Annotated in this window: 11 protein-coding genes; 3 read left to right on the top strand and 8 right to left on the bottom strand. The window is 52.6% G+C overall.

Going from position 1 to position 13,670, the window contains the following annotated elements:
* The first annotated feature begins 15 nt into the window (after nt 1-15).
* Complete coding sequence (locus tag VN12_RS21985) at nt 16-1,194, top strand: glycosyltransferase family 4 protein (RefSeq protein WP_146678814.1); 1,179 nt, start codon at nt 16-18, stop codon at nt 1,192-1,194.
* Nucleotides 1,133-2,539, top strand: a complete 1,407-nt coding sequence (locus VN12_RS21990) for a metal ABC transporter permease (protein WP_168164572.1) — start codon at nt 1,133-1,135, stop codon at nt 2,537-2,539. Before VN12_RS21985 ends, VN12_RS21990 begins: the two co-directional genes overlap by 62 nt.
* Here VN12_RS21990 and VN12_RS21995 read toward each other — a convergent pair whose 3' ends face one another.
* Nucleotides 2,540-3,145 carry a YqgE/AlgH family protein gene (locus VN12_RS21995; RefSeq protein WP_146678816.1) on the bottom strand — a complete coding sequence of 202 codons (606 nt, stop codon included), beginning with the start codon at nt 3,143-3,145 and terminating at the stop codon, nt 2,540-2,542.
* A gap of 268 nt (nt 3,146-3,413) precedes the next feature.
* Here VN12_RS21995 and pdxH point away from each other — a divergent pair, with 268 nt between their 5' ends.
* Nucleotides 3,414-4,061, top strand: coding sequence for a pyridoxamine 5'-phosphate oxidase (pdxH, locus tag VN12_RS22000; protein WP_146678817.1), 648 nt, complete (start codon nt 3,414-3,416; stop codon nt 4,059-4,061).
* A 43-nt stretch (nt 4,062-4,104) separates the two neighbouring features.
* On the opposite strand, the gene VN12_RS22005 is transcribed toward pdxH, so the two are convergent.
* From VN12_RS22005 to VN12_RS22035, 7 genes are all read right to left on the bottom strand, one after another.
* Nucleotides 4,105-5,508 (bottom strand): FAD-dependent oxidoreductase, encoded by a 1,404-nt coding sequence (locus tag VN12_RS22005; RefSeq protein WP_146678818.1) that lies wholly within the window; start codon nt 5,506-5,508, stop codon nt 4,105-4,107.
* 113 nt (nt 5,509-5,621) lie between these two features.
* Entirely contained in the window at nt 5,622-6,449 is an 828-nt protein-coding gene (locus tag VN12_RS22010) for an HAD-IIB family hydrolase (RefSeq protein WP_146678819.1), read from the bottom strand.
* A 3-nt stretch (nt 6,450-6,452) separates the two neighbouring features.
* Entirely contained in the window at nt 6,453-8,435 is a 1,983-nt protein-coding gene (locus VN12_RS22015) for an alpha-amylase family protein (RefSeq protein WP_146678820.1), read from the bottom strand.
* Nucleotides 8,419-10,569: an HAD-IIB family hydrolase gene (locus VN12_RS22020; protein ID WP_146678821.1), complete on the bottom strand. Its 2,151-nt coding sequence runs from the start codon at nt 10,567-10,569 to the stop codon at nt 8,419-8,421. The genes VN12_RS22015 and VN12_RS22020 overlap by 17 nt, the downstream gene beginning before the upstream one ends.
* A 187-nt stretch (nt 10,570-10,756) precedes the next feature.
* Complete coding sequence (locus VN12_RS22025; protein WP_146678822.1) at nt 10,757-11,821, bottom strand: tetratricopeptide repeat protein; 1,065 nt, start codon at nt 11,819-11,821, stop codon at nt 10,757-10,759.
* Nucleotides 11,822-11,829: 8 nt separating this feature from the next.
* Complete coding sequence (locus VN12_RS22030) at nt 11,830-12,291, bottom strand: hypothetical protein (RefSeq protein WP_146678823.1); 462 nt, start codon at nt 12,289-12,291, stop codon at nt 11,830-11,832.
* Nucleotides 12,292-12,336: 45 nt separating this feature from the next.
* Nucleotides 12,337-13,539, bottom strand: a complete 1,203-nt coding sequence (locus VN12_RS22035; RefSeq protein ID WP_146678824.1) for a hypothetical protein — start codon at nt 13,537-13,539, stop codon at nt 12,337-12,339.
* Between the last annotated feature and the right edge of the window lie 131 nt (nt 13,540-13,670).

Raw genomic sequence — 13,670 nt, forward strand, 5'->3', positions numbered from 1 at the left:
GCGAGGAGTGTAGCCATGGAGGGTAATTTGGGATCGATTCGGGTTTCATTCACCAGCGATATTTTCGAATACCAAGCCAAGGGAGGGATAGGGCGTTACTTTTCGGAATTGTTCGCACAGCTCCAGCAACGTTCCGACTGCGATGCGACTGTCGACGCTTGGGTGCACTGCTGCACCTACCTGCGAGATAAAGCGAACCTGCGAGATAAAACCAGCCTGTTGCACCCACGAATTGCTCCTTACTACCTCCCAAAGTTTCGCGGAGCGGGAAATGTTTTGCGTTTCCTGAACCGAGTCAGCCGCCCACTGCGCAATCAGCGGGTGGATATACGGCACTGGACGTACTACCCCAAAGTTGACGTAGATTGGTCGGTTCCCAATGTCGTTACCTTCTACGACATGATCCATGAAAAGATTGCGAACAAGCAAAAGCTGTTACCAATCAAAAAAGTCTGCGCGGAGAATGCGAGTCATCTAATCGCGATTTCCGAGTGTACGAAACGCGACATGGTGGAGTGGCTTCAAGTCTCCCCAAATCGCATCACCGTGGTCCCACTCGCCTCCGATTTGCACTGCCGTTTCACCCAGGAAGCCATCTCAAAGCGATGGGAGTTGTTGACGAAAACGACCCCGATTGCGCGTGGTCGATTCATCCTATGGGTCGGTGCACGGCATGGTTACAAAAATTTTCAGGGACTCATTCACGCGTTGAATCAGTCTCGCTACAAGAAGGAAATCGAAGGGATCGTCTGTGTCGGGGGAGAGCCCTTTACCCCAGCGGAACGCGCGGGATATGGTAACGAACTGGGAGCGGAATTCCCCATCCACTCCCTCAACGCGGACGATCTTTCGCTGGCAGCGCTTTATTCCCATGCGTTTTGTTTTGTCTGCCTGTCGCTGTACGAAGGATTTGGTATTCCCCCGCTCGAAGCGATGGGGTTGGGCTGCCCTGTGATCTCATCGAATCGTAGCTCACTCCCAGAAGTCGTGGGGGAGGCTGGGTTTCTCGTCGATCCAGAACGTCCAGAGGAAGTTAGTCACGCGATCGACTCCCTCTGGGAATTCGAGTCCCTGCGATCGGAATTTGTGCGTTTGGGGGAGCAGCGAGCGGGAGAATTCTCCTGGAAACGTTGTGCCGAGGAGACTTGGCAAGTCTACCGCCATATTGTGGACGATGAACGTGCTGGGCTGTGATGGACCGATCCTACCGGTCGCGCGTATACTGGGCGTCATGTTCGACTTCAATACCCGTCTTGTTACGATCAGCGCTGGGACGCTCGGCTGTCTAGCCGGCGCCGTCGGCGTTTACCTGCTATTGCGGCGCAAGTCCCTGATCGGCGACACCATCTGTCACGCTGCTTTGCCTGGCATCGCGTTGTCGTTTCTCCTCCAAGTTCTCGCGGGAGGGGATGGGAAAAGTCTACTCTTCTTATTATTGGGAGCCGCGATTTCCGGAGGGATGGGGTCGCTGAGTGTCTTGGTGTTGGGGCGGTATACCAAACTCAAACCCGATGCAATTCTCGGCATCGTTTTAAGCGTCTTCTTTGGATTCGGCATGGTGCTTTTCAGTGTTGTGCAGCAGCTGCCAGACGGTAACGCCGCGGGCCTTGAGAATTTCATTCTCGGGAAGACCGCCTCCATCGTGACACTCGACTTTCACATGATTTGGATCGCGACAACCTTAGTGCTTGGCATGTTGGTTTTGTTTCGAAAAGAATTGCAACTCCTCTGCTTCGACAGTGCTTTCGCCGCCGCAAACGGGTGGCCTGTGTCCTGGCTTGACCTTCTTTTGATGACTTCGGTGCTCCTGGTTGTCATTGTCGGAGCGAATGTTGTAGGGGTCATTCTCGTTGTGGCTTTGATGGTGATTCCGCCGGTCTGCGCTCGCTTTTGGACCGAGCAGCTGGGGCGTACGGTTTGGTTGAGTGCGGCGATTGGTGGCATGGCAGGTGTGATGGGGTCACTGGGGAGCCTCTGGTTGGAGCGATTGCCGACAGGTCCGTCGATTGTCCTTGCCGCGACATTTTTTTTCCTACTCAGCTTTCTGTTTGGTACACAGAAAGGCATTCTGTGGAAGGCTTGGTCGCATTACTTGGCTCAACATCGAGCGGATACGGAGCACCTGCTTCGCGCTGTTTTCGAAGTGCTTGAATCCAGAGGTGTTGCGCCGCAGCCGCACGGTCAGATTCGGTCCGAAGGAGTCTCACCCAGTGCACTTATCCAGATGGGTTCTTGGGGAGGCAGCCGATTGCGACGCACGATCGATATCTTGTGCCGAAAGGGGCTGGGAAATCGGAACAGCCAAGGGGACATTGTCTTGACCGCTCGCGGCATCCAAGAATCGACGAAAGCCGTGCGGCGGCATCGGTTGCTAGAGATCTACTTTTCCAACTTAGCCGATCTCTCCCCGACCGCGCTGGATCGGGGAGCCGATATGCTCGAGCACGCTCTCGACGACGATATGCTGGCCCGTCTAGAAGCGGAATTCTTGCCAATGGAAAACGCCAATCGCATACCGGCTAGCGTCCACCCGATCTAACTAGTTCAGCAGTCCCACCACGCGAGACGCAGGAAGTCCCGTAATGCTTTCGAGGACATTGTTGCCGATCGTTCGAACGGCCCGGTGCCACATCGTCGATTCATCGTCGAAGACTAGCTCAGGGACCGCAGGGAGAACATGCCAAGCTCCGTCGACGATTTGTTGTTCCAACTCAAGGGGGCCCCAGTGCGCGTGACCGATATAAAGGCGAAATGGGTTTTGGCTCGCGGTGAACAGTTGCTTCAAGTGATCGGCTTGCGCGGCCAAATACACTCCGAATTCGTTCCCCCCTTCGGCCAGCGTTTTGTCTTGATGAAGGGCAACAATCGGACCGCTCTGCGGACCTCCGAAATTGATGTGCGGAGCGGCGATTGCCATTTCATGGTTCGCACCCTCCATAATGAAATTCCAGACAGGACTGATGTCCATCTCCAGACGCTTATTCAGGACAATCCCGATAGCCTGTTGAGCAGAATGTTCGACCACAATACAAACCGACCTGCCAAACATTGCATCGGTCCAATTTGGCGCAGCGACAAGTACGGTTCCGGCTAACGAGATGCGGGAGACCTCAGGGCCAGCGGATTGTTCTTTCCAACGACTCATAGTGAATCCCCCTTCTCTTCAGCCCCCGAGATGGTCGGTATGGTTTCGGCAAATTTTCAAGCTGGCAACTGTTGCGATTGTCAGAATGACAACCGAAAGCCAACTAGGGTTCTCAAATGAAGCAAAAAATGTGCCAATCCGGTGAATGGCAAAAGGTGGTCTCGGTTGAGGAAACAACGAAGGTCGTTAAGCTTTACTATCGGGAGAGCCCCATGACGCAACCTCGATCCTCAGTACTCAAGTTCGAAGAGTGAGATAAGGAATTGGAATGAACTTGCAAGATCTTCGACGAAACTACACATTCGGCTCGCTTCGACGCGAAGAGTTGCCAGATTGCCCGCTCACCTTGTTCCAACATTGGTGGGTAGAGTTGCAATCTGCGGAGTTGCCTGAGTGGTTTGAATCCAATGCCATGACCCTGTCGACGCGCGCCGTGGACGGGGGGGTTGCTTCCCGAACTGTATTGCTAAAAGGGATTGATGAGGGGTTTTGCTTCTTTACCAACTACGAATCGGAGAAAGGCCAACAACTGGCAGAGAATCCAAACGCTTCACTCCATTTCTTCTGGCCCTGTTTCGAGCGGCAAGTCAGGGTTCGTGGCACCGTGTCGAAGACATCGGTGGAGATGTCGGACCAATACTTTGCAGCGCGACCTCGATCGAGCCAATTAGGGGCGATCGCATCGCCGCAATCCAAAATTCTCCCTCCTTCTCAGGATCTCCAAGAGCATGTGGATCAATTGGAACGAGAATATGAAGGACGCCCGATTCCTCGTCCGGCCCATTGGGGTGGTTATCGGCTCATTCCTCGAGAAATAGAGTTTTGGCAGGGCCGACCCTCGCGATTGCACGATCGCTTCCGATATCAGCGCTTCGAAGGAAACGGCCCTTGGACCATCGAGCGCCTCGCCCCCTAAACGCTGGCGAACTCAGGGGCTGGAATCGAGCTGATAAAACGGCTCATGGTGTCTGACGCATCTTCGCTAGTGCCTCTTTGCCCTCTTTCCAACTGATCTCATGCGGAGCCCGTCGTGTCAGGGCGGCCAGGGCAGAAACAGTACCGGCCGCTTCCCCCATCGCGACCGCATTGCCGGTGACACGATAACTCGCGTGAGCGATGAAGTCTCCGCTAATACATCGTCCCGCCATCATCAATCCGTCGACCTCCTTGGCGATCAACGCACGCAGCGGAATATCGTAGGGAAGGGCTCGAACACCTTGATTGCCAAATGGTTTGTCCGTTTTCGACAAGGCATGGATATCGACAGGAAAAGTCGCTTGGACCACTGCGTCGGCGTGACGAGACCCCTTGAGCAAATCCTCCTTTTGAACGGTATATCGGCCACGGATTCGTCTACCATCTCGTATCCCGATTTGTTCTGGCGTCGCGACAATCTGAACACCTTCCCAACGCCCACCCAGGTTCCTCAGAGCCCGGACAATTTTATGCAATTCACTCCGAGCACGAATCGTTGCTTTGCTAACCGCATCTGCATCGGTCGCATTGACCCCGTATTCGTGATTGATCATGGTCAAAAGAAGATTGTCCCGGATCGGAAACAAAGCTGGAGAACCATAGCTTGGCTCCACACCCGCTCGTCGTATTTCCGCAAGATAGGCTTTGTTGGCGATGTTGGATCCCTTCGCAGTTATCCCTGTGCTATGGATACATTCTTGGATGGCCGACGCGTCCTTCACAAGGATCAATGCGTTCATGCTCATCGGTTGACAGGGGCAATCTTTGGCCTCCCCAATTTCAAATTCACAACCCGCTAATGCCCCGACATCGCCATCCCCCGTTGCATCGATAAAGACGGCGGCACTCCAAGCCTCGCGACCACTTTTGGATTCGGTGATCACCGTTGATAATCGTTTGCCATCCAAATGCGTGGCGACGACCCGCGTATGAAAACGAACGCTCACCCCGGTCGACATGCAGAGTTCTTCAAGTATCCATTTCATCTCCTCCGGGTGGTAGCTGAGCCAATTCATGCCATCGCCGAGAATCGCATTGTGGCGTCGTAGGTGTTCCACCAATTCCACGTTGAATCCTGGTTTGTCGAAATCCAACAAGAATCCTAAGAGGGAGGAGGTCCAGACTCCACCCAATGCGCCATGGGCCTCCAGCAGAAGAACTTTGGCGCCACCCCTCGCCGCATGGATCGCAGCTGTTACGCCTGCCGGTCCTGCGCCACAAACAATCACATCGAACGAGGAGTTCAAAGGGAGGGATCGAGGGGGCTCCTGGAATCCCTCGGGCAGAATGGGACTAGCATCTGATTGAACACTCGCTCCAAGAGTGAAACCGGCACCTGCCACGGCCGAAGCAAGAAAACCGCGACGTGAATGAGAAAGTTTCTTCATGACATTCTTCGCAAAGCAAGGAGGGTAAAACCTTGAAAAGATCGCTGCGATTATAGTTCACGGCCCTAACCCATACGAGATCGGTCGCCCGCGATGGCGGGGAAAGGCTCGGACTAGATGACACCAAACCATCTACAGCCTTCCAGGACTCCGCTGGTCGCTGATTGCTTAGCGATATAAAGTCGATCGTTCCAGCCCGCAATCTGATGTGACGCTTTCACTTGTTCGACAAGCTCAGGATCCGCGTTGGCCACAAGAATGGATCGAAAGCCTGATGTGAGAGCGGCCAAGTCGTTGCCTGAATCCCCAGCAAAAAGTAACGATCCAAAATCCCACCCCATCTGCTGTGCCCACCATCGCAACGCCGATGCTTTCGAGGCGGATCGGGGTAATACATCGATGAGCCCATGTGTTGCAAATGGAGCTAGGCTTGCAGTAATTGCATACGGGGCGGCGATCGAATCCAATTCGAGCTGCAGATGTTTCGCTAATTCGAAGGTTGAATCCTGAGAGCATTCATAACTGAGCTTGAATCGCGATTGGTTCTCGAATGATTGCAACGTCAATGCATCATACTTTTGAAAGAGTTGTTCGATCTCGAGGAGTGACACGCCATCTAGGCTCGCTGCGAGATGATGAGCATAGGAAATGATTGGCGCCCAACCTTTTTCGGTTCGTTCATAAATAGTCGTGCCAACATCGGCGATGATGCAATCGGGAATGGGAAGTGAAAAGGCATCGATCGCCGTAATGATCGATGCGAGATGTCGACCCGTTGCAAACACCAGGGGAATTCGATTCTTCTCGAGCAACTGCTTCAGGGATAGTAGGTCCGCCTGATGCGTTTCGGTCTCTGGCAATGGAATCAAAGTACCGTCCAAATCCGTAGCCAAAGCGCGAGGATTGGGCAACGCTGGCGCGTAAGGTAGTAAGTTTTCCATCGGTTAAGCTCTCACCAACCACATCAATTGAAGGGGATCGATCGAAATGGACTCCGAAGTACCGATGGTTCGGTCGGTCAACTGGTCTCGAAAAAAACGTCCGAATCCAAACGTTCGTAGTACATTGCCCGACATGGTTTGCGCGTCCTCGGAAAAATTCGCGATGACGATCGTCTGATTTCCCAAGTGACGTCGAACAAACGCGAAAAGATGAGAATTGGGTTGCTGCATCAATTCCATTTCCTGGGCCGCAAACGCCGGATTTGCCTTCCGAAGCCGGATCATACGTTGCAATGAACGGAAAACGCGTTTTCGGAGCGACGTATCCTGACTCATTGATTCATCGAGTTCCTGCACGTATTCCCAACGCATCTTGGGGCGATGGACCCAGCGTGTATCTCCCGCCTTCGCAGGGTCTTTCACAAAATCGTAGTCGTTCAACGTCGCCCACTCCTCACCCATATACAAGAGAGGGATGCCTCCAATGCTGAGCGTCAGTCCCTGCAAAAGTAACATCCGTCGGATGGCCAATTCCTTGAGACGTTCGTCGTTTCGTTCGATGGCTTGTTCGAGTCCCGCGAGCGATGCGAGCGTACCGCTGATCCGCATGTCTCCCGTCTTCACATCGTGCTGAAAAGGAATTCCGTGGGCAAACGAACCAGGAAACTGACCGGTATAAAAGGCGTTGAGGAACTGTCGGTGGTCGTAAGCGTTGATACCGATGGCCGTTGCATCGGCATCGTCAAACGTCCATCCGATATCGTCGTGACATCGAAGATAATTGACCCATGCCGTTCCAGATGGTAGGCGATGACGATGGCTGAGAGATCGTACCAGTAGATCCGTCTTGCGAGTTGCAAGTGACTCCCACAGCAATGCCATCAAAGTAGGATTATAAGAAATCTGGCATTCCATCGGATCGATATATCGCACGACCTCATCGGGATGAACGATAGCCTCCGACTTGAATAACAATCCAGGTGTTGCGATTCGAGCACAAAGATTGTACGCGCGAACCAATGTGTGGGCTTGCGGCAAGTTTTCGCAACTTGTTCCCATTTGCTTCCAGATAAAGGCGACGGCATCCAGCCGCAGAATGTCCACCCCTGTGTTCGCAATGAATAGCATTTCATTCAGCATCGCGTTGAATACGCTCGGATTGCTGTAATTGAGATCCCACTGGAAGCTGTTGAATGTCGTCCAGACATATTTTCCCATTCCATCATGACGCGTGAAATTACCACGGCGCACGGCAGGGAATATCTCTCGCAAGGTCCGTTCATACTGACTGGGGATCTCTGCGTTAGGAAAGATGTAGTAGTACTGTTCAAACTCTCTATCTCCTCCCTGTGCGGCACGCGCCCATTGATGATCATCGGAAGTGTGGTTGAATACAAAGTCAAGAACGAGGCATATACCTGCTTCGCGCAAGTCTGCGGCCAATGCCTTGAGATCGTCAATCGTGCCGAGGCGAGGATCTACCGATCGGTAATTGCTGATCGCATAACCACCGTCGTTGTTTCCCGGTCGAACGGCGAAGAGAGGCATCAGGTGCAGATAGGTAATCCCAAGCTCCTGAAAGTAGGGTATACACTGCCTCAGTTTGCCAAGATTTTCGCTGAATAAATCGACGTACAGCGCGCCTCCTACGATGCGCTCGCTCTCAAACCAATCGGGGTGATTGATCCTTTGGCGATCCACTTTCTGAAGAGCTGGATCGCGAGAAACCCACGCTTCAATCAGAATCTCTAGGGTACATTCCAAATGATAGATAAAGTCATATCGAGATCCATAGAGCTCGAACAACAGTTGAAACAATGTCGACCAGTATTCCTGGAGGCGTTCCTCGAACTCCACTCGGACGATGTTCGTCTCTTCGACCCTCAATCGCATCCAAAACGCATCCAATCGCCGTGCCAATCGCCTCAAGGACAGTTCAGCCTCCAAGGCTAGGTCGAGGGATAGCGGGTCAGTCGATGTGATCATTCGGAATGACGATTTGGTCTAAGAAGTGATAGTAGTCAACACCTTCGAGAATCCCTCGTGCATGCGGTGCTGATGCGAAGTAAATGCGAGGCCTGTTTCGCAATCGCTCTAGCTCTGAGCTGTAATTCGAAACAACCACACCCAGGGTTCGCCCGGTGAGCATCCCTTCGTCGTTTCCCGAATCTCCGGCCACCAAGACATTCTCCGGCGAGAATCCCCATTTCCATAGAACATGCCGCAAGGAAAGGTCGCTCCCGCCCCGGACGGGAATAACATCCAAATACATTCCGAGAGACAATAGAACCTTAGCCCGCACACCCGCTTCGCGCAGGATTTTTTTGATTTTTGCGATACTGGGAGCATTTTTGCTATCCCATAAATAACTCACCTTGTAATGCGATTGGTGTTCATCAGGCTGTAAGGACAATCCCGGTTGTGCATCGAGAATCGATCGAACTTCGTCTGGTCTCCACGCATAGCCGATCTGCTTCTGCCAACTCACATCGGGAGCTAATCCTTTTCCATAATGCAATTGAGTCCCCGCATCCGATTGAATCAAATCGGGCCTTGGGAGCCTTAACGATTCGATCAACTCCAACGCGCTCTTCAAGGGACGGCCGGTGGCAATTCCAAAACCGACATAATCCAGATTGCAAACCCGATCGACCAATTCACGCAGCGCATCGTCGTCACCTGTTAGCGTATTGTCCAAATCGGTAATCAACAAACGATCAAAACTCGGGAGACGTCGATTGGCGGAGAGTTTGCATAAGACCGGGGATGGTGAGTTCTCGAGTATGTCTGCCAAATCTCTCAGATATCGATCTGCGTGTTGTTTCCAGGTGTAGTGTTGATGAACTCCACGGATTCCGTTCTCGGACCATTCCTGCCATGGAACAGGCTCGGTTAATACCCGGAGCAGCGATTTCTCGATATTCTTCTGGTCGAGAGGATCGATCAACAAACCGTTTTGACAATTGGCAAGAATGTCCCTGGGACCGCCATCATTCGTCGCGACGACTGGCAATCCCGTCGCAGCCGCTTCGAGCAACGTGAGGCCGAATGGTTCTGTGAGCGCTGGATTGATGAATAATCCGCGACGATGGACTGCTAGCCGATAAAGGTCTGGAACCTCATTCGGTGAGTGCCATTTCGGATAGGCAACTTGTCCGTAGAGATCGTACATGTCGATGAGTGTTAAAAGCTCTAGGAACACATCTTGTTGACTCGACGGAAGACTGTCGAGATCGCTTCGGGTGCCTAGGATCAAGACCAGATTCGCACGCTCTCTCAGCTCCCGACTTTCACCAAATACTCGCACCAGCGTGGGGATGTTCTTTCGCTCATCCGGTCGTGACATCGCCAAAATCATAGGCTTCTCAGGCTCGCGAAGGAATGCGCGAATCCTAGCATCGATCGCAGGAGTTTCCCACGCTTCGGTAGGTGGCGAGAACAGATGAAGATCGACTCCAGGCGGGATAACCTCCATGCGACCTGGTACATAATGATCGTACACCGCATATTGCGCGTCGACCTCTTGATTGGTGCTCGTGACCACCATGGTCGCAGTTTCGAGGGCTATCTCTTCCGCCTCGATACGAGGTTTGAAGTGGTACTTTTTGTCGAGTTGTTCCAAGTCTTTCGCATTTACCGACAGTCTCTCACGCTTGACACGTCCAAGGGAATGCCCGGTAAAAACATAGGGGATATGCAAAAGCCTCGCGAGCTGAGCCCCAGCAAGCCCCGCATCTGCATAGTGACCATGAAGGATGTCTGGCAATCCTGTTCGTTTGAAATGGGCGAGAACTTGATCCACAAACAGTTCTATATACGGCCATAACAACTCTTTACGCAGATACCGCTGAGGTCCAAACGGAATTCGAATGATCTTAGCGCGTTCCGTTATCGGTTCTTCTACTATCCCATATTCGGGGCCCACGCGCGGATCGATAATTTGTCGCGTGATCAATTCCACTTCGCGCACTTGTGGATGTCGAGAAAGCTCTGCAGCTAACTCCAATACGTACTTCACTTGGCCACCGGTGTCTGCATCCCGTCCCAACTCGGGATCGTGCGCTCGAATCAAGCCATGCAAACTTATCAGTGAAATCTTAACTTGCTCAAGTTTCGTCATCGTCCTGGAACTGGTTCATGCCACGACATGTCCATCGCGACTTTGTTTGAAACGTAAGTCTTAAGCACAACCTTAAAACGAATGATGTCAAACAACCATAACAGGCTGAGGGGCCACAGACAACCCTTGCGGTGCGCGCTCAACGAGAGGATGTATTACCAAGATGACAAATTGTCGTGCCACGGGATTATCGATAAATGTCTTTTGAATCGGGCAAGCCATCGTGAGTCGCAATGGTCGCATCGGGGAACTCCCACCCGTCCGGAGGCGGTGCGATCCCAAACGCCTGATGGTATTCTCGCTGATGCTTTTCTATCCACAATTTTGTTTTGAATGTCGAGTCACCCGGCCAATATGTGTCAGAATGTCGGACACGATTTCTCGCTAATTCGAAATCTTCTTTAGCAGCTGCAGCGATGGAGAGATTCGTCCAAGCTGCTTTGTTGGTGGGATGGCGATCGGCTACCTCCTGCCATTCCCGTTCTGCGAGATCCCATCGTCCTTGCTTGGCAAACCCATTTCCTTTGCGCACTTGCGATGAGCCGATCCAAAACCACGGAAGATCGAGCATCGCTTCGGTGCGAACGGGAGTGGAGGCCACCAATTCCCAGGCAGCGCGCGATGATGCCATCAAAACTCGGCCGTCGTTACCTGGAATATGGTATCCCAGATCAAAGTACCGCTTCTCCGCGGATGGTAAATCGAAGTGGAGCGTTTTTTCCGCAACCCGTTGTCCCGATGCGACGTCGGTAATAGTCCAATGAGTCACGACATACTCGGGAATCTTCTTTTCGCCGAAAAGCATGGTCTTCAGTGTTTTGCGCTTCGGTGCTTCGTCTTGTTTTAGCTTCGCATTGACGATGTTCCCCTGCAAGATAAAGTCGGCTCCTACCGTTCTCGCAGCGCCAATGGTCGCGGAATCGTTGGGCTGAGCGTCATAGGATACGAGTTGGATCAAGCTCACTCGCTCCAATTCGGGCGGATGGATCGCGAGAAGATTGGCAGCTTGATCTGGTTCGGTTGATTGCAGAGCGAACTGCAGTTTCGATGCAGCTTCTTGAAGGTCTGCGTTGAGCAAATCGCTCGTTCGTTGTGCGCGCGATGCGATTCCCACTGGGCCGACCGCTACCTTCACTGGGCCCGGACGAGGGACCATTGCGGCCTGCCACGTGTAGATAGGTGCCGACATCTTGCAGCCAACGCCTAACGAGAGCAAGCAACCGAGGAGAGCAATGAATGTAATTCGATTCATCGTTGTGCTTAAAACGGTCGGACACCGAATCCATAAAATAGCGAGTAGAGAATCGCGAACAAGTAATAGGCAACCAGGAGCATTGCGATCCATCCGACTGTCCTCCAGAAAGACAACTGTCCTTGGACGACTTCTAGGACAGACGAACTTCTGCTGCGGTAACGCCTTAGCGATTGGATGGCTTGAAAAAGTTTCCACGTGGGAATCGCGTACATCAGGATCGAAAACCCGAAGTAGATCGTCACCAACAAGAGACTACGTATCCCTCGTGCGTTGGAGAATCGGTAGGCTAGAAATTGAACCATTGGAACGATCGTCCAAAAAGCCGTAATGAGCACCCCTAGAATGGCGACGAGTAGTTGCCATCGCGAAAGGGACTCGAAAGTGTCCCGTAACTCTTTCGTTTCTGAAGATGGGAACTCGGGAATATCCGAGCCCGATGATTGGGAGTGATAAGGGTTGATGGTCAATGGAAGTTCCTCGTCTAGCGGTGTGGGTTCGGACGCGGTGGTTCGCTAGTAACGGCCTCGCGACAAAGGATTGGAGGCTTGTTGAGGGTTGGTTCCCTGAGGTGTTTGACCCGTCGGAGCAGGCGCGGATAGATGGTTCGACGCGGTCCCTTTGTACTCAATCCAGAGCAATGCATCGTTTCTTTGTCCGACCGGTGGGATGATGCGATTGAGTCCGAACAAGGTGGGCGGATTTCCCACCAAGGTGTTGTCAACTGGACCAGATGGCGTTGCTACGACACCACACGATAGCAAGAGGACTTGATCGGTCGGCCAAACAAATCGTTCTCGAAGACGCCACGAGACGACTTGTGGCACCTCGATCTGCACGCTTTGGACTTGATTGGGACTTAGGGGAAGGTCGATTTTGACCGAATTCAGTCTCTCGACTTGGTCGATCTCGCATTGAAGCAACAGATCCGCAGAACGCCCATCCAAGCTGAGGAGGGGACTTACTTGGAGTTTGAATCCCTCGCGAATTTCATCGGTGACTGGTTGGTAAGGTGGAAAGGCGACGGCGGGATTGCGGACAAATTCCTTGAGGTAATTGCGAGAGCGGAGTTGTTCCATATGCTGCAATTGACCGTTGTAAAGTGGGATCTCGACCGCTTGCAATTCGCGTGCATCGGATCGCTCACGCAACTGGGCTAAGAAGATCGCTCCATTTTCCTTGGGCATCAACCAAGCGGAGACGCCAGCCGAATCCGATGGTACGGAGCGCATGAGGCCGAACGCCCGGGAACGCCAGTTCGGATTGGAGATGGTGATGATGCGAAGTCCAAAGATCTGAGGTTCGCTCGTACCATTGACAAACTTTTCGTAAATCGCTGCAACCTTCTTTTGCATCTCCGGGGTGTGGTACACACGCAACGTTTCCTTGTCGCTGTTCAAAACCCCGAAAGGCTCTTGAAACCAAGCATCGCTACCCGTTTCTCGGAGGATCCAATCGACTAGCCACTGCTGCGGCTTATCAATTCCCTTGACGTTTTTCGTAAAGGGCCGAATGTCATATTCCACCCATTGTTGACCTGCATTTTTCGGAAGCGAGAATTCTTGCAATGCTTTCGGCGCAGCGCTCGGCCGAACGCTGCCCGGACTCTCCAACGACGGAATCAAAGGGGACGCGGATGTGGAAGGTGGTGAAGTCTGCGGGGGACTGTCCTGCGCACGGGCTACCCTGACAAATGCCAACGTGACAAATACCAACATGACAAATACCAGCGACCGATACGCAATCGATAGGAGAGTTTTCGAAAGAACTTGTCTAAATCTAACGCTGCCAAGGAGCATCCTTGCTCACTCCCCTTCTCTATCGTCCCGTCGGAACGGTGAAACGGATC

The organism is Pirellula sp. SH-Sr6A, from assembly GCF_001610875.1.
Lineage (GTDB): Bacteria > Planctomycetota > Planctomycetia > Pirellulales > Pirellulaceae > JBKCUI01.